Source organism: Rhizobacter sp. SG703 (genome assembly GCF_012275445.1).
In the GTDB taxonomy this organism is placed as follows: domain Bacteria; phylum Pseudomonadota; class Gammaproteobacteria; order Burkholderiales; family Burkholderiaceae_C; genus Rhizobacter.
In genome coordinates, this window is sequence record NZ_JAAZQK010000003.1 from 230,690 (window position 1) to 248,587 (window position 17,898).

General features: G+C 68.0%; 7 protein-coding genes. 3 read left to right on the top strand and 4 right to left on the bottom strand.

The genetic code is table 11. The features are described 5' to 3' along the window. Nucleotides 1-130: 130 nt before the first annotated feature. Nucleotides 131-2,893 carry an aconitate hydratase AcnA gene (gene acnA / locus FHT26_RS06800; RefSeq protein WP_168559398.1) on the bottom strand — a complete coding sequence of 921 codons (2,763 nt, stop codon included), beginning with the start codon at nt 2,891-2,893 and terminating at the stop codon, nt 131-133. 254 nt (nt 2,894-3,147) lie between these two features. On the opposite strand from acnA, the gene FHT26_RS06805 reads away from it, so the two are divergent. Genes FHT26_RS06805 through FHT26_RS06815 form a run of 3 tightly spaced genes read left to right on the top strand, consistent with a single transcriptional unit; the run spans nt 3,148 to nt 8,518 of the window. After that, nucleotides 3,148-4,995, top strand: a complete 1,848-nt coding sequence (locus tag FHT26_RS06805) for an O-linked N-acetylglucosamine transferase, SPINDLY family protein (RefSeq protein ID WP_168559399.1) — start codon at nt 3,148-3,150, stop codon at nt 4,993-4,995. 29 nt (nt 4,996-5,024) lie between these two features. Beyond that, nucleotides 5,025-7,289: a type I secretion system permease/ATPase gene (locus FHT26_RS06810; RefSeq protein ID WP_168559400.1), complete on the top strand. Its 2,265-nt coding sequence runs from the start codon at nt 5,025-5,027 to the stop codon at nt 7,287-7,289. A gap of 2 nt (nt 7,290-7,291) precedes the next feature. After that, nucleotides 7,292-8,518 carry an HlyD family type I secretion periplasmic adaptor subunit gene (locus FHT26_RS06815; protein ID WP_168559401.1) on the top strand — a complete coding sequence of 409 codons (1,227 nt, stop codon included), beginning with the start codon at nt 7,292-7,294 and terminating at the stop codon, nt 8,516-8,518. A 158-nt stretch (nt 8,519-8,676) separates the two neighbouring features. Here FHT26_RS06815 and FHT26_RS06820 read toward each other — a convergent pair whose 3' ends face one another. From FHT26_RS06820 to FHT26_RS06830, 3 genes are read right to left on the bottom strand one after another with little or no spacing between them, the layout of a single operon-like run. Beyond that, complete coding sequence (locus FHT26_RS06820; protein WP_246867756.1) at nt 8,677-10,104, bottom strand: HlyD family type I secretion periplasmic adaptor subunit; 1,428 nt, start codon at nt 10,102-10,104, stop codon at nt 8,677-8,679. A gap of 22 nt (nt 10,105-10,126) precedes the next feature. Then, nucleotides 10,127-12,289 carry a type I secretion system permease/ATPase gene (locus tag FHT26_RS06825; protein ID WP_168559403.1) on the bottom strand — a complete coding sequence of 721 codons (2,163 nt, stop codon included), beginning with the start codon at nt 12,287-12,289 and terminating at the stop codon, nt 10,127-10,129. Between the two features lie 9 nt (nt 12,290-12,298). Beyond that, nucleotides 12,299-17,713: a calcium-binding protein gene (locus FHT26_RS06830; protein ID WP_168559404.1), complete on the bottom strand. Its 5,415-nt coding sequence runs from the start codon at nt 17,711-17,713 to the stop codon at nt 12,299-12,301. Between the last annotated feature and the right edge of the window lie 185 nt (nt 17,714-17,898).

Consider the following 17,898-nt stretch of genomic DNA (forward strand, 5'->3'; position numbering starts at 1 on the left):
CGCTTCATCCGGGCTACGAGCCCGCGCGCCGCGGAGGGCGGCCGATCAAGCAACTCCCGCGGAACCGGCTTTGCCGGGCCTCTGGCCCGGCGCGGCCTGCAAGGCAGGAGCGAAGCGACTGGGGGGCCGTTCAGGCTGCGAGGAGTTGCCGCAGCACGAACGGCAGGATCCCGCCGTGCTTGTAGTAGTCCACCTCGATCGGCGTATCGATGCGCAGCGTCAGCTTCACGTCGTGCGTCGTGCCGTCCACGCGCTTGACCACCAGCGTCGCCTCCTGCTGCGGCTTCAGGTCGGCGCCCAGCAGCACGTCGAAGGTCTCGTCGCCGGTGATGCCCAGCGACTGCCATGAATCCGTGCCGCGGAACTGCAGCGGCAGCACGCCCATGCCGACCAGGTTGGACCGGTGGATGCGCTCGTAGCTGCGCGCCACCACCGCCTTGATGCCCAGCAGCTGCGTGCCCTTGGCCGCCCAGTCGCGCGACGATCCGGTGCCGTACTCCTCGCCGGCGAACACGATGGTCGGCGTGTTCTGCGCCATGTACTTCATCGCCGCGTCGTAGATGAACATCTTCTCGTTGCCCGGCTGGAAGCGCGTCACGCCGCCTTCCTCGCGGCTGCCGTCATCCTTCGGCGGGATCATCAGGTTCTTGATCCGCACGTTGGCGAAGGTACCGCGCACCATCACGTCGTGGTTGCCGCGGCGCGAGCCGTAGCTGTTGAAATCGGCCTTCAGCACGCCGTTCTCCTTCAGCCACAGGCCGGCCGGCGAGGCCTCCTTGATCGAGCCGGCCGGCGAGATGTGGTCGGTGGTGATCGAGTCGCCGAACAGTGCCATCGCGCGCGCGCCCTTGACGCCCGCATCGACCAGTGCCGGCGTCATGTGGAAGTCGTCGAAGAACGGCGGCTTCGCGATGTAGGTGCTGCGCGGCCAGGTGTAGGTCTCGCCCTTCACGCCCTTGATCTGCTCCCACAGCTTGCCGGGCTTGCGGTCGATCTTCTCGTAGTTGTCGCGGTAGGCCCCGGCATTCATCGCGAACTTCATCAGCTTCGCGATCTCGTCGGCGGTCGGCCAGATGTCGCCGAGGTAGATGTCGCGCCCGCCCTTGCCCTTGCCGACCGGCTCGGTCATCAGGTCGCGCGTCGCGTTGCCGGCGATCGCATAGGCCACCACCAGCGGCGGCGACGCGAGGAAGTTCGCCTTCAGGTTCGGATGGATGCGGGCCTCGAAGTTGCGGTTGCCCGACAGCACCGCGGCGCACACCAGGTCGTTCTTCGCGATCAGCTCGTTCAGCTCGGGCGTCAGGTCGCCGGCATTGCCGATGCAGGTCGTGCAGCCGTAGCCGGCCAGGTTGAAGCCGAGCTTGTCGAGGTAGGGCGTGAGGCCGGTCTTCTCGAGGTACTCGGTGACGATGCGCGAGCCGGGCGCCAGCGAGGTCTTGATGTGCTTCGCCACGGTGAGGCCGGCTTCGACCGCCTTCTTCGCCAGCAGCCCGGCCGCCAGCAGCACCGCCGGGTTCGAGGTGTTGGTGCACGACGTGATCGCGGCGATCAGCACGTCGCCGTTGCGCACCTCCAGGCCGTCTTTGGTCGTGAACACCTGGTGCAGCTTCTCGGCCGGCTGGTTGAAGCCGTTGGCCGAGGTCGGCTTGCTGAACAGCTCGGTGAACTCGCTCTTCATCTTGCCGAGCTCGATGCGGTCCTGCGGGCGCTTCGGGCCGGCCAGCGACGGCGTCACCGTCGACAGGTCGAGCGAGACTTCCTTCGAGAAGTGGATGTCGCCCGACTTCGGCACGCCGAACATGCCCTGTGCCTTGAAGTAGCTCTCGAAGGCGTCGATCTCGGCCTTGCTGCGGCCGGTGCCCTTGAAGTAGTCGATGGTCTTGCCGTCGACCGGGAAGAAGCCCATCGTCGCGCCGTACTCCGGCGCCATGTTGGCGATGGTCGCGCGGTCGGGCAGCGACAGCGTGCTGGTGCCTTCGCCGAAGAACTCGACGAACTTGCCGACCACCTTCTCGCGGCGCAGCAGCTCGGTCACGGTCAGCACCAGGTCGGTGGCGGTCACGCCTTCGCGCAACTGGCCGGTGAGTTCCAGGCCGACCACGTCGGGCGTCAGGAAGTAGACCGGCTGGCCGAGCATGCCGGCTTCGGCCTCGATGCCGCCGACGCCCCAGCCGACCACGCCGATGCCGTTGATCATTGTCGTGTGGCTGTCGGTGCCGACCAGCGAATCGGGGTAGTAGATGCCGTCCTTCTGGTGCACGCCGCGCGCCAGGTATTCGAGGTTCACCTGGTGCACGATGCCGAAGCCGGGCGGCACCACGCCGAAGGTGTCGAAGGCCTGCATGCCCCACTTCATGAACTCGTAGCGCTCGTTGTTGCGCTGGAATTCGAGCTTCATGTTCAGGTCGAGCGCGTTCTTGGTGCCGTAGTAGTCGACCATCACCGAATGGTCGACGACCAGGTCGACCGGCACCAGCGGCTCGATGGTCTTCGGGTTCTTGCCCATCGCGGCGGCCACGCTGCGCATCGCGGCCAGGTCGGCCAGCAGCGGCACGCCGGTGAAGTCCTGCAGCACGACGCGAGCGACGACGAACGGGATCTCGTCGACGCGCTCGGCCGTCGGCTGCCAGTTGGCGAGCTGGGCGACGTGCTCCGGCGTGACCTTCTTGCCGTCGCAGTTGCGCAGCACCGATTCGAGCACGATGCGGATCGAGATCGGCAGCTGGGCGACATTCGGGTGGGTCTTGGCGAGTTCCGGCAGCGAGAAATACTGTCCGGCCTTGCCCGAACCGGTCTTCAGCGTCTTCAGCGTGTTCGCGAAGGCGTGGGCGGCCGTGTGGGTGGCGGCGGATTTCCGGGCGGACTTCTTGGTGGACTTGTCGTCTTGGGCCATGGGCAGCTCTCCGTGAGGGGTCATCGCAAGGGGTCGGGTCGAACGATTGTGCCCCCGGGCGCAGCAAGATCCGTGACACGGCTCACGAAAACCCCAGGCGCCGGGCTGCCGGGCGGTGCCCGGGCCGGGCCGGTGAGCGGGGCCGCCGCGTGAAGTGAGCGGTAATCCTGCGCTTATTGCCCTGACCGGGCCGGGGCCGTCCTGACCACAATGGGGCGAACCGATATCCTCCTGCCCGCACGGACGCCCCACGCATGGACACCCGCCCCGTCTCGCCCGCCTCTGCCGCGACCCCCGCCGAGGTGGAGCGCGAAATCGCGCATGCCCGTTCCGGCGGCATGCAGCTCAACGAGCTGCTCGACCGCGCCCAGAGCCTCGCGCAGCGCGGGCTGGCCGAGGCCTCGGCCCAGCTGTACGAGAACTGGATCGCGCACACCGAATCGCCGTGGCGCCATGTCGCCTGCTTCAACTGGGGCACCGTGCTCGGGCTGATGAACCGCCATGTCGAGGCCGAGCAGGCCTACCGCCGGGCGCTGGTCTTCCATGCCGATTTCCCGCAGGCGCGCCTGAACCTGGGCCACCAGCTGGAGCACCTGGGCCGCCCCGAAGAGGCGCTGGCCGAATGGCGCACCGTCGTCGACGTCACCGCATCGAACCCGCAGGGCCTGAAGGAGATCCGGCTGCATGCGCTGAACAACCTGGCGCGGCTGCTGGAAATGCAGCGCCGCTTTGCCGAATCCGAAGCCGCGCTGGTGCTCAGCCTGGAACTGAAAGCCGACCAGTCGGACGTGCTGCAGCACTACGTGCACATCCGCCAGAAGCAGTGCGAATGGCCCGTCTACCAGGCGGTCGGCGAGGTCACGCCGAACCAGCTGATGGTCGGCACCTCGCCGCTGGCGACGCTGGGGCTGAGCGACGACCCTGCCGTGCAGCTGATGGCCGCGCAGCGCTTCGTGCACACCCGGGTGCCGAAGCCGCCGGCGGTGCCGGTGCACGCCGGCCGCCCGCCGCGCAGCGGCCGCATCAAGGTCGGCTACCTGTCGGGCGACCTGTGCATGCACGCGGTCGGCCTGCTGACCGCCGAACTGCTGGAGCTGCACGACCGCAGCCGCTTCGAGGTGCATGGCTTCTGCTGGTCGCGCGAAGACGGCACGCCATTGCGCGCCCGGCTGCGCAAGGCGATGGACGTGTTCGTGCCGCTGGCCGGCGTCGACGACGCGACCGCCGCGCAACTGATCGCGCAGCACGGCATCGACGTGCTGGTCGACCTGCAGGGCATCACCAACGGCGCGCGGCCGGCCATCCTCGGCCACCGCCCGGCGCCGGTGCAGGTCAGCTACCTCGGCCTGCCGGCCACCTCGGGGCTGCCGGGGGTCGACTGGATCCTGGCCGACCGCTTCGTGATGCCGCCCGAGCTGCTGCCGTACATGACCGAGAAGCCGCTGTACGTGCCGCACTGCTACCAGGTCAGCGACCGCCAGCGCGAGAGCGGCGCGGTGCCGACGCGCGCGCAGTACGGGCTGCCGGAAGACGCCTTCGTGTTCTGCTCGTTCAACAACAACCACAAGTTCACCGAGCCGGTGTTCGCGAGCTGGATGCGCATGCTGCAGCAGGTGCCGCGCAGCGTGCTGTGGCTGCTGGCCGACAACGAATGGGCGCAGGAGAACATGCTGCGCCAGGCCGATGCGTTCGGCATTGCGCGCGAGCGGCTGGTCTTCGCGCCGCGGGTGATGCCGGCCGACTACCTTGCGCGCTTCCCGCTGGCCGACCTGTTCCTCGACACCTTCCCGTACAACGCCGGTACCACCGCGAGCGATGCGCTGTGGATGGGCCTGCCGATCCTGACCTGCGCCGGCCGCACCTACATCGCGCGCATGGCCGGCAGCCTGCTGACGGCGGTCGGGCTGCCCGACCTGATCACGAACTCGCTCGCCGACTACGAGCGCCTCGGCGTGCAGCTCGGCCACAACCCGGCGCGCATCGCGTCGTACAAGCGCTACCTGGCCGAGCACGGCCGGCAATCGAAGCTGTTCGACGTGCCGGGCCTGGTGCGCGACATCGAGGCCGAGTTCGAGCGGCTCGCGCTGCAGCACCGCGGCTGAACGAGCCGGACGAGCGCGCCTGCTGATCCATGGACCGACAAGAGCCCTTCATCGAACCCGGAGCCGGTGGCGCTGCTGCAGCCGCCGCGCCGCCGGACGATGCCTTGCTGCAGTCCATCGTCTGGCTGACCCGCCACCACGGCCGCGAGCGCTCGGCTGCGTCGCTGCTGGCCGGCATGCCGCTGGCTGGCGCGCTCGGGCCCGACCAGGCGGTGCGCGCGATGCGCGAGGCCGGCTTCAACGCCGGACTGGTGCAGCGCAAGATCGCCGACATCCATTCGCTGCTGCTGCCGGCGGTGCTGCTGCTGCGCAACGGCGACGCCTGCATCGTCGTCAAGCGCTTGTCCGCCGACGCCTACGAAGTGGTGATGCCGGGGCCGGAGTCCCACACCTGCAAGGCGAGCGAAGCCGAGCTGGCCGGCGAGTACACCGGCATCGCGTTCGTCGCGTCGCCGAAGGTGCAGGCGCCGAACGCCGAGCACAACGAGGCGCTGCGCGACCCGAACAGCCACTGGCTGTGGGGCACGATGCGCCGCTTCATCCCGTATTACCGTTCGGCGCTGCTGGCCGCGATGCTCAGCAACGTGCTGATGATGGTGACCGGCATCGTGACCTCGGTGGTCTACGACAAGGTGATCCCGCACCAGGCTTTCGTCACGCTGTGGGCGCTGGCCACCGGCGCGGCGCTCGCGCTGGTGTTCGACCTGGTCGCGCGCCAGCTGCGCACCCACCTGATCGACGCGGCCGGCAAGAAGGCCGACCTGATCATCGGCTCGCTGCTGTTCCGCCAGACGCTGGGCGTGCGCATGGAGCACCGTCCGGCCTCGGCCGGTTCGTACGCCCACCACCTGGCGCAGATCGAGCTGGTGCGCGATTTCTTTGCCGGCGCGACGCTGTCGGCCGTCAGCGACCTGCCGTTCATCGCGCTGTTCGTCGCGATGGTGTTCATCGTCGGCGGGCCGCTCGGCTGGGTGATCGTGCTGGCGATCCCGCTGATCCTCGGCATGGCCTGGGCGATCCAGGGCGCGCTGCGGCGCTCGATGGCGGCCAACATGCATTTCCATGCCGACCTGCAGGGCGTGCTGGTCGAGGCGGTCGAAGGGTTGGAAGACCTGAAGGCGGCCGGCGCGCAAGGCCAGTTCCTGCGCCGCTATGAAGACGCCACCGCGGCCGCGGCCGAATCGTCGCTGCGCGCGCGGGCGCTGTCGGGCCTGACGAACAACATCTCGGCCGCCGCGCAGCAGGCCATCACGCTGGTGATGCTGGTGTGGGGCGTGTACCTGATCAAGGAGGGCGCGGTGACCGGCGGCGCGCTGATCGGCGCGGTGATGTTCGCCGGCCGCGCGATCGCGCCGCTCGGCAGCGTGGTCAGCCTCGCGACGCGCTACCAGGGCGCGCGCGCCGCGATGGCCGCGCTCGACCAGATGATGGCGCTGCCGGTGGAGCGCGAGAGTGGCAAGAGCTACATCGCCAACCACCGCATCACCGGCAAGCTCGGCCTGCACGAGCTGAACTTCGCGTACCCGGCGACCGGCGGCGACGGCGCGGCGCCGAAGGTGCTGAAGGGCATCAACCTGAAGTTCGAGCCGGGCGAGCGGGTCGTGATCCTCGGGCGCATCGGCAGCGGCAAATCGACGATCCTGCGCTTGCTGGCCGGGCTGTACCAGCCGACGGAAGGCATGGTCGAGGTCGACGGCATCGACCTGCGGCAGATCGATCCGGCCGACTTCCGCGCGAAGGTCGGCTTCGTGTCGCAGGAGCCGCGGCTCTTCAACGGCACGCTGCGCGAGAACGTGATGCTCGGCCGTGCGACGGTCGACCCGGCGCGGCTGGCCGAGGTGGCCCGCGTGACCGGTCTCGACCGCGTGGTCGCATCGCACCCTCAGGGTTGGGAGCTGTCGGTCGGCGAGATGGGCGGGCTGCTGTCGGGCGGGCAGCGGCAGCTGGTCGCGCTGGCGCGGTGCCTGGCGACGCAGCCGCAGATCCTGCTGATGGACGAGCCGACCAGTTCGATGGATGCGCAGTCGGAAGTGATGTTCCTGCGCCAGCTGAATGAAGCGGCGGGCAAGCGCACGCTGATCATGGTGACGCACCGCCCGGCGGTGCTGGAGCTAGCGCAGCGGGTGATCGTGGTCGACGGCGGCAAGATCGTGCTCGACGGGCCCAAGGCGCAGGTGCTGGCCGCGCTGTCGGGTGCGAAGCCGGCCGCGACGGCGACGCCGGAGGGCAACGGTCCGAGCAACCTGCACCTGCACCCCGCGGCGCAGCCGGTGCAACGCGAGGCGGCAGTCTGACCATGTTCGGCAGAACGAAGAAACAAGCCGAGCTGAAATCCGGCGATGCCAAGTTCCTCAGCGAGGTCCGTGCCGCGCAGGTGATGGACGACATGTCGCGCGCGACCTGGACGCTGTACCTGATGGCCGTCGCAGTGATCGTCGCGATCGCGTGGGCGTCGACGGCGCGTGTCGACGAAATCACGCGCGCCGACGGCCGGGTGGTACCCGACGGCAAGGAGCAGGTGATCGCGAGCCTCGAAGGCGGCATCCTGCGCGAGCTGTTCGTGCGCGAGGGCATGCAGGTGCAGGAGGGGCAGGAGCTGGCGCAGCTCGACCCGACGCGCTTCGAATCGCAGCAGAACGAGGCCCAGGTCAAGCGCGCGGCGCTGCGCGGCACCGTCGCGCGGCTGACGGCCGAGGCGAACGGCCGTGCGCTGCAGTTCCCGGCCGATGTGTCGGCGTTGTCGAGCGTCGTGGAATCGGAGACCGATGCCTACAACGCCCGCAAGCGGGCGCTCGATGAAGCGGTGCGCTCGAACAGCCGCAGCATCGAGCTGGTGATGAAGGAGCTCGGCGTCTCGGAGGCGATGTCGGCCAAGGGGCTGATGTCCGAGGTCGAGGTGATGCGCTTGCGCCGCCAGGTGAACGACCTGCACCTGCAGTCGCAGGAGCGCGTGAACCGTTTCCGGCAGGATGCGAGCACCGAGCTCGTGCGGGTGCAGACCGACCTGGCGCAGATCGAAGAGCAGCTCGCCGGCCGGCAGGACGTGCTGCGCCGCACGGTGCTGAAGTCGCCGGTGCGCGGGCTGGTGAAGAACATCCGCTCGGTGACGGTGGGCGGGGTCGTCAGCCCGGGCGCCGCGATGATGGAGATCGTGCCGATCACGTCGCGGGTGCTGATCGAGGCGCGCGTGAAGCCGTCGGAGATCGGCTTCCTGCGGGTCGGGCAGACGGCCGAGGTCAAGCTCGCGGCCTACGACTACACGACCTACGGCGGGCTGAAGGGCAAGATCGAATACATCAGCCCGGACGCGCTCGGCGACACCGAGAAGGCCGCCGCGCCGGACCAGACCTACTACCGCGTGATGCTGCGCACCGACCGTTCGACGCTGCGCGAGCGCGGCAAGCCGCTGACGGTGCTGCCGGGGATGACCGGGTCGGTGGAGGTGCGCACCGGGGAGCGCTCGGTGCTGAGCTTTCTGCTGCGGCCGATGCTGAAGTCGAAGGAAGCGTTTCGCGAACGTTGATTGTTCGTTCGAATGTGCGTTCGCAAAGGCGCGGGTGGGGAGGCTGTGGCGCACCGTCGGGTGCGGTCCTCGGCCCCGGGGGGCCGAGGACTGCCCTCCGTATTGGCGCTCCACGGCCTCCCCCACGCGCCTTTCCAACGAGCATGCGAACGAACAACTCAACGTTCCCGCATGCTCTCGCTCGCGTGCTCGATCAAAGGCGACAGCAGGAAGTCGATCACCCGCCGCGTGCCGATCTTCACCTCGGCCGTCACGGCCATCCCGGCGCTCAGCGCCACCGTGCGCCCGTCGACGACGATCGTGCCCTTGTCGAGCCGCACCCGCGTCGAATAGACCAACCCGCGCTTGTCGTCGTTGATCGCATCGCTCGACACCGACGCGACGCGCGCATGCAGCACGCCGTAGCGGGTGTACGGAAAGGTCTCGACCTTCACCTCGGCCGGCTGGCCCGGCGCGATGAAGCCGATGTCGCGGTTCTCGATCATCGCCTCGACCTCCAGCGGCATGTCGCGCGGCACCACCAGCATCAGCGGCTGCGCCGCGGTGACGACACCGCCGACCGTGTGCACCGCCAGCTGCTGCACCGTGCCGTCGACCGGCGCGAGCAGCCGCTGCGCATCGCGTCGCGACGCCGCCTTGCGCAGCTCCTGCTCCAGCGCCGCCACCTTCTGCTGCGCCGCGGTGATCGCATCGAGGGCGCCACGCCGCGCCTCGGCCACCAGCTGCTCGCGCTGCCGGCGCGATTGCAGCAGGCTCGCATCGACCTCGGCCACGCGGCTCGTCAATGCGGCCAGGTCGGCCTCCTGCTCGATGCGCGCCTGCTCGCGGTCGAGGTACCCGTGCCGCGAGACGAAATTCCGGTCGACCAGGTCCTTCAGGTCGGCCGCGCGCTGGCGCGCCAGCGGCACCGTCTGCTCCAGCTTGTGCACCGATTCGAGCGTCGAGCGGCGACTCGCCTCGCGCTGCGCCATCTCGGCATCGAGCCGGGCCAGCCGCGCGCGGTGCTCGCCGACTTGGCCGGCCAGCATCCGGCGGGCTTCGTCGAAGGCGCTGTCGCTGACCGACGGCGGCCGCGGCAGCGTCGCGTCGCGCCCGCCGGCCAGCGCGTCGAGCAGCGCCTGCCCGCGCGCCACCTGCAGGCGCGCGGCCGCCAGGTCGCCTTCGGTCCGGTCGAGGTCGGCCTGCGTGGCCGTCAGGTCCAGCTCGATCAGCAGGTCGCCGGCACGCACCGCCTGGCCTTCGGTCACGCGGATCGCGCGCACCGTGCCGGGCTCGAGCGACTGCACCAGCTTGCTGCCTTCGGCCGGCACCACCTTGCCAGGCGCGACCGCGACGATGTCGAGCCGGCCGAAGCAGGCCCAGGCCGCCGCCAGCAGCGCAAAGCCGAGCAGCAGCCCGATCGCGACATGCGGCGCCGGCGACAGCGGGGTTTCCTGCAGCGACTGCGCGGCCGGCAGGAACTGCAGCTCGTGCGGCAGCCGGCGCGGCGGCGCCAGCGCGGCGCGGGCGCCCCAGGCGAGCCGCAGCGCGCGGCCGTAGCGGCGCAGCAGGTCGCCGAATGCGAGCAGGCTGACGGGCGTCTTCATGGTCGGCAGTCCCTTGTCCATCTCATCCGCGCTGCAGCCGGTGCAGTCGCGCGTAATGCCCGGCCTCGCGCTGCAGCAGCTCGGCGTGCGGGCCGGCTTCGACGATGCGGCCCTCGTCCATCACGACGATGCGGTGGGCATCGCGCACCGCCGACAAGCGGTGCGCAATGATGATCACGGTGCGGCCGCGGCAGATCGCCTTCATGTTGTCGTGCACGATGCGCTCCGATTCGACGTCCAGCGCGCTGGTCGCCTCGTCGAACACCAGGATGCGCGGGTTGCCCATCAGCGCGCGCGCGATCGCCAGCCGCTGGCGCTGCCCGCCCGACAGCGTCGATCCGTGCTCGCCGACCAGCGTGTCGTAGCCTTCGGGCAGCGCGGTGATGAACTCGTGCGCGCCGGCGAGCGTCGCGGCCTGGATCACCGCGTCGAGCGGCGCGCCGGCATCGGCCAGCGCGATGTTCTCGCGGATGCTGCGGTTGAACAGCATGTTGTCCTGCAGCACGACGCCGATCTGGCGGCGCAACGAGCTCGATTCGATGGTCGACAGGTCGATGCCGTCGATCAGCACCCGCCCGCGCTCGGCCACGTACAGCCGCTGCAGCAGCTTCGCGAGCGTGCTCTTGCCCGAGCCGGAGCGGCCGACGATGCCGATCACCTCGCCGGCGGCGATGTCGATCGACAGGTTCTCGATCACCGGCGCGCGGTCGGGCCGGTAGCGGAACTGCACGTCGTCGAAGGTGATGCGGCCGCTCAATCGCGGCAGGCTGCCGCGCGCGCCGCCGCTTTCGGTGTGGGTGTCGAGGATGTCGCCCAGGCGCTGCATCGACACGCCGGTCTGCTGGAAATCGGTCCACAGCTGGGCCAGGCGCATCACCGGCTGCGCGACCTGGCCGGCGAGCATGTTGAAGACGACCAGCTGGCCGACCGACAGGCTGCCGTCGATCACCAGCCGCGCGCCGAAGTACAGCGTTGCGAGCGTCACCGCCTTCGACACCAGCGAGACGCCGCCCTGCGCGAGGCTCGCGATCGTGGTGGTGCGGAAGCTCGCCGACACGTAGGCGGCGAGCTGCTGGTCCCAGCGGCGCGTCCACTGCGGCTCGACCGCCATCGACTTGACGGTGTCGATGCCGTTCACCGTCTCGACCAGGAAGGCCTGGTTCTCGGCGCCGCGGTTGAACTTCTCGGCCAGGCGCGCGCGCAGCAGCGGCGTGAGCGCCAGCGACAGCAGCAGGTAGCACGGCAGCGAAGCCAGCACGATCAGCGTCAGCCAGCCGCTGTAGCACAGCATCACCGCGATGAAGACGACGGAGAACAGCAGGTCGAGCACGACGGTGATCGCGTTGCCGGTCAGGAAGCTGCGGATGTTCTCGAGCTCGCGCACGCGCGCCACCGAATCGCCGACGCGGCGCGCCTGGAAGTAGGCCAGCGGCAGCGCCAGCAGGTGGCGGAACAGCCGAGCGCCGAGCTCGACGTCGATGCGGCTGGTGGTGTGCGAGAACACGTAGGTGCGCAAGGCCGTCAGCGCGACCTCGAACACCATCACGGTGCCCAGGCCGATCGCGATCACGTCGAGCGTCGTGAAGCCGCGGTGCACCAGCACCTTGTCCATCACCACCTGGAAGAAGAGCGGCGTGACCAGCGCGAACAGCTGCAGCGCGAGGCTGACCCCCAGCACCTGGCCGAGCAGCCGGCGGTGCCGCACGACCGACGGGATGAACCAGGTGAAGTCGAACTTGCCCCATTCGCGGCCGGCCGACACGCGCGAGGCGAACAGGATCAGTTCGCCGGACCATCGCGTGCGCAGCTCGTCGAGGCCCAGCAATTCGGGACGGCCGACCTCGGGGTCGTGCACCAGCACCTTGGCGCCGTCGACCTTGGCGATGATGAAGTAGCGCGGGGAGGCGCCTGTGGCCCCCGCGGCGCAGGCCATCGCCGGCAGCGCGGTGGTGAGCAGGCGTTCGGGCGTGGTTCGCACCGCTTTCGCCTGCAACTGCAACTGTGCCGCGGCCTGCAGGATGTCGGCGGTGCCGAAGCAGCGGCTGCTGTCGCCGAACTCATGCGCGAGCTGCTCGCCGTCGGCGGCCACGCCGTGCAGGCGGGCCATCATCAGCAGGCAGGCGAGGCCGCTGTCCGCGGGGCGGGCGGGGGCGGGCAGGTGGCCCGTGGCGGTGTCGTGGGCCATGTGACGCGCCTAGCTCTTCCAGTATTTGCCGATGGCTGCCAGGACGTCGTTCCAGCCGTCGGCCGTGCTGAACCCTTCTCCCGTGGCCGGCAGGTCGAAATCCGCCATCGCGGTCACCAAGGCCGCTACGTCGGTGGAACTCAAGGTATGAGTTCCGAAGCCGGTCGTGACAATGCTTTCGATCTGGTGGTCGGTGCCCAGGAACCAATCGTCGATCCGCATGACTTCCGCCGTGGAGGCGGAGGTCGCCGAGCCATACACGTAGATTTGCAGATCGTCGCCGTCTTGCTTGAAAAACGTGAGGATATTGGATGCCGCGATGGACAAGGTGTCGGTACCACCGCTGTCGATGATGGTGTCGTCCTGGTCCCCGGGCGAGAAGCGATAGGTGTCGTTGCCACCACCTCCGAGAAGCGAGTCGTTGCCCTTTCCGCCGCTCAGATCGTCGTTGCCGCCATAGCCGACCAGCGTGTCGTTGCCTTCATCGCCGTCCAGCGTGTCTGCCAGATCGCTGCCGTTCATCAGATCGGCGTGCGAAGAGCCCGTGATATCGAGCCCGCCGACATGGGAACGAATTTGATCAATGGACCAGGTCTGGTTTTGCCAGCTGTCAAAGTCGATGGTCTGCAGCGGATTCGAGGTGTTGCCATCCCCGGCGCTGAAGCTGAAATCCTCTACTGTGATCTCGTAGCCGTGCGGCCCCGAAGCGTCGACTCCTGGCAGATAGATCACCAGCGAAGTTCCGCGCTGAGTCAACTGCATGTCGCTTTGGGGGTAACCCACCACTTCAAGCCGGTTGTCCACCGCTGCGTTCGAGTCGGGGCTCGCGGCCAGCGTGTCATTGCCATCCTGGACGCTGTACACATAGGTGTCATTCCCGGCCCCCGCATACAACACGTCATCGCCGTGTCCGCCGGTGAGGACATCATTGCCGTCATATCCATGCAGCGTGTCGTTGCCCCCTGCTCCTGTGAGCGTGTCCCCCAGGTCTGCGCCGTACAGGGTGTTGTCGTCGCCATCGCCGTTGCGCGTGAGTCCGCCGACCTTGCCGCGGATCGTGGCGAGGTCCCACGTGGCGCCGCCCACCGTGATGGTCTGCAACGGGTTCGTGGTGATGCCATCGCTGGCGCTGAAGCTGAAATCCTCCACCGTGATCTGGTCGGTGTTGCCGGTGTCGGTCTTGTTCAGGTAGATGAGCAGCGAGGTTCCCATCCGGGTCAACGCGAGGTCGGTGCTGGCGACGTCGTCGCCGAACGCCAGGGTGTTGATGTCGCTTGCATCCCCACCGCCCACCAGCGTGTCCTGGCCGTCACCCTTGTTGAAGTGGCAGGTGTCGTCGCCGAGACCGCCGTTGATCACGTCGTCCCCGAGGCCGCCGGTGAAGTCGTCGTCGTTGGTGAGGCCGATCAGCGTGTCGTCGCCGTCGAGTCCGCTCAGCGTGTCCTTGCCTCCCCCGCCGCTCAGCCGGTTGTCGCTCTCGTCTCCTGTCGACACGATGCCGGTCAGGTGGTCGAGGATCGCGGCGGTGCCGCTCCAGCTGGTTTGCGAGCCGTTGAAATAGATGCTTTGCAACGGGCTGTAGTCGCTGCCACCGCCGGTGAAGTCGAAACTGTTCACCGTGATCTTGTCGGTGTTGGTCTTGGTGACGCCGTTGAACTCGATGATCAACGCGCCTTTCAGCTGCGTCAGCACGAGGTCGTCGGTGGTGTAGCCGTCCAGGCGCAGCGTGTTGTTCCTGTTCTGCGCGGTGTCGTGATAGCCCATCAGCGAGTCCTGGCCATCGCCTTTCGCGAAGTCGTAGACGTTGTCGCCGCTGCCGCCGGTGATGGTGTCGTTCCCCGTCCCGCCGATCAGGGTGTCGTTGCCGGCCCGGCCGTCCAGCACGTCGCTGCCGTGGCCGCCGCTGATGGTGTCGCCGTCGACGGTGCCGCGCAGGCTGTCGGCGCCGCTGGTGCCGGCGTACAGCTTCGCGAGGATGGCCTTCAGGTCGATCGTGCTGCCGCCATCGAATTTGATGACCTGGAGCGGGTTGTACTTGTTGGCGGTGGTGTCGCCGTCCAGGAACCGCTCCACGGTGATCTGGTCGGTGGTGTCGCCGGTGAAGGTGATGATCAGCGAGCTGCCCGAGGTCTGCAGCACCAGATTGCTGGCCGACACCTCCTTGTCCTTGAGGTACAGCGTGTCCGTGCGGCCGATGGTGGTGTCCGACGAATCGGTGGTGATCACGTCCTGTCCGTCGCCGACATTGAACTTGTAGACGTCGTCGCCCTTGCCGCCGATCAGCGTGTCGGCGCCTTTGCCGCCGATCAGCGTGTCGGCGCCGGTGGTGCCGACCAGCTTGTCGTTGCCGCCCGTGCCGGTGTTGGTCTGCTGGACGATCCAGTCGATGCCCACGGTCGCGTCGCTGAAGACGACGTACTGCAGCGGGTTGTAGACGCCCCACGGGTTGTTGAGCAGGAAGAACCCTTTCGCGGTGATCTGGTCGCCGACGGTGGGTGTGCCGATGATGAGGTCGGATCCGCTGCGCTTGAACGTGGCGAGTTCGTCGCTCAGGGTGGACGTGGATTTGAGGTACTTCAACTCCAGCGTGTCGGACCTGCCGACCGAGGTGTCGCGGCTGAGCGAGAGTTCGTCCGAGCCGTCGCCTTGCTCGAACACATAGGTGTCATTGCCCTTGCCGCCGTCGATGGTGTCATTGCCTCCGGCGCCATCGATGCGGTCGTTGGCATCGGTGCCCTTCAGCAACTGCGCCTTGCCGTCGCCGGTCAATGAATCCGGGCTGCCCGAACCGGCGACCCTGCGCTGGATGTCGGCGAGGCTCCAGCTGAGCTTGATCGGGTTGCCCTTTGCATCGATCCCCGTCGTGATCCCGTCGAACGTGATGGCCTGCAGCGGGTTGTAGGAAGAATCGCTGTTCAACGCGAAAGAGAAGTTCTTGACGGTGAACGACTCCTTGTTCGTCGCGGTGACTGCGTTGAACGAGATGACCAGGTCCGAACCTGATCGGGTCAGCTTCAGGTCGTTGTCCGCGATGCCGGACGCAAGGAACAGTTTGTTGGTCTTGTCGCTGGTGTCGTCGTAGACGCCAAGCAGCGTGTCCTGGCCGTCGCCGAGACCGAACCAGTAGCTGTCGCTGCCCTTGCCGCCATCGAGGAGGTCGTTGCCGGCGCCGCCCTCGATACGGTCGTTGCCGGCCCGGCCATCGATGGTGTCGTTGCCCGCGAGCCCGGTGACGGTGTCGGCGCCGCTGGTGCCTCGCAGCGCGTCGGCCCCTTTGGTACCCGCATAGAGTTGCGTGAGGATTGCCGCGACATCCAGCGAAGGACTGCCGCTGGTGAACTCGATCTTCGTCAGCGGGTTGTAATTGTTGTACGGCGTGTCCTGGTAGAAGAACTTGTCGACCGTGATCTGGTCGCTGCCGGTGCCGACATGGACCACCAGCGAGGTGCCCAAGGTGTCGAAGCTCAGCGTGTCGGTGTCGTGGATCTGCACGACGTCTTTCCGGCCCGACCACGGCTCGCCCGCCAGCGTCGTGATCAGGTCCTTGCCGTCGCCGACGCTGAAGCTGATGACGTCGTCGCCCTTGCCGCCGATCAGGGTGTCGTTGCCGGCACCGCCGGCCAGGGTGTCGTTGGCGACGGTGCCGACCAGCCGGTCGTTGCCGGAGCCGCCGGTGTTCATCTTCTCGATGATCGCTGCGATGTCGAGCGAAGCGACCGGCGCCTGCGGTGTGCTGCCGTCCGCGGTCATGAAGGTGATCTTCTGCAGCGGGTTGTAGTCGTTGTACGGATCCTCGCCACTGAAGAACAGCTTGACCGTGATGCTGTCGCCCGCCTTGTCGCTGAACCCGATCACGAGATCGGCCCCACTGCGGCTCAGCAGCAGTTTGTCGGGTGCAATGCCGTTCAGCTGCAGCGTGTCGCTGCGGCCGGCAGCGGTATCGGGGGAGCCGAGGATCGTGTCGTGCCCATCGCCGGCATTGAAGACGCAGGTGTCGTTGCCGCGACCGCCGTTGATCGTGTCGTCGCCGGTGCCGCCGATGATCGTGTCGGCACCGTCGGTGCCGGTGAGCAGGTCGGCCTGGGCCGTCGGGTGGTTGCTCGGGCCCGCCGTGCCGGAGGTGACGTTGGCCTGCAGCGTCGCCAGGTTCCAGGTGAGCGGCGTCGTGCCGGCTGCGTCCGTGACCTGCACGCCGTCGAAGACGATCTGCTGCAGCGGGTTGAAGCTGTTGTCGGCACCGCTCGCGAAGGAGAAGTACTCGACCGTGATGGTGCTGGCCGGCACCGTCCCCGACCCCTTGATGCCGATGATCAGCGAGGTGCCCGAGCGGGTGAGCGAGACATCCGCAGCGACGATGCCGCTCGCCAGGTGCAGCGTGTTGATCTTGTTGGTGCTGGCGTCGGTCTGCAGCTTGATGAGGTCGTTGCCGTCGCCGAGGGCGTAGTGGTAGTCGTCGTTGCCGCTGCCGCCGTACAGCGTGTCGTCGCCCGTGCCGCCGACCAGCGTGTCGTTGCCGGCGCGCCCGTCGATCTGGTCGTTGCCGGCCAGGCCGGTGATCGAATCGTCGCCGACGGTGCCATGCTGGTTGTCGGCGCCGGCGGTGCCTTTGTACAGCGTCGCCAGGATGTCCGCGGCCGTCAGCGCCGTGCCGCCGTCGGCAAAGGTGATCCGCTGCAGCGGGCTGTAGCAGTTGTCGGTCTTGTCGCCGCTCAGGAAGTTCTCGACCGTGATCTGGTCGGTCGAATCGGCGAAGCGGATCAGCAGCGACGTGCCGCTGGTGCCGGTGCTGGAGAAGCTGAGGTCGTCGCTGGCCAGTCCCGTGCCGAGCCTCAGCGTGTCGACGCGTGCGGTGTCGCTGTCGTAGGTAGACGAGACGATGTCCTGCCCGTCGCCCTGGTTGAACCGGTATTCGTCGTTGCCCTTGCTGCCGGTGATGGTGTCGTTGCCACCGCCGCCGATCAGCGTGTCGGCGAGGGCCGTGCCGAGCAGGTCGTCGGCGCCGCTGCCGCCGGTGGTCAGCTTCGTGATGATGTCTGCGCTGGTGAGCGGGGTGATGGCCGCGATGGGCGCGCTGCCGTTGGCATTCTTGAAGGTGATCTGCTGCAGCGGGTTGAACGCGTTGTTCGGGTTGTCGCTGCTGAAGAACATCTTGACCGTGACGCCGTCGGTCTTCTTGTCCTTGAAGCCGATCAGCAGGTCGTTTCCGTTGCGGCTGAACTGCAGCGCGTCGGGCGCGATGCCGTTCAGCTGCAGCGTGTCGATCTTGGTGGAGGCCGCGTCGTACGTGCCGACCAGCGTGTCCTGCCCGCCGCCGACGCTGTAGATGATGGTGTCGCTGCCTTTGCCACCCGTGAATCCTTCGCTGGCGGTGGTACCGGTCAGGGTGTCGTCGCCGGCATCGCCAACGGTGCTCTGGGTGCTCATTCGCGCGTCCTGGGGGCTGAATCGGTCGCGCAGCTTAGGAGGCCGTTCTTCGGCACGTCTACGGTCCAAAGCGACGGCTGGGCGGAACTGGCCGCAAAAGGCGGGCATTTTCCGGACATCGCTCACGGGGCGGCCGCGGTGTACTTCCAGGGTGCCGCAGCTGCGGTCGTTCTTGGAGTCCCGTG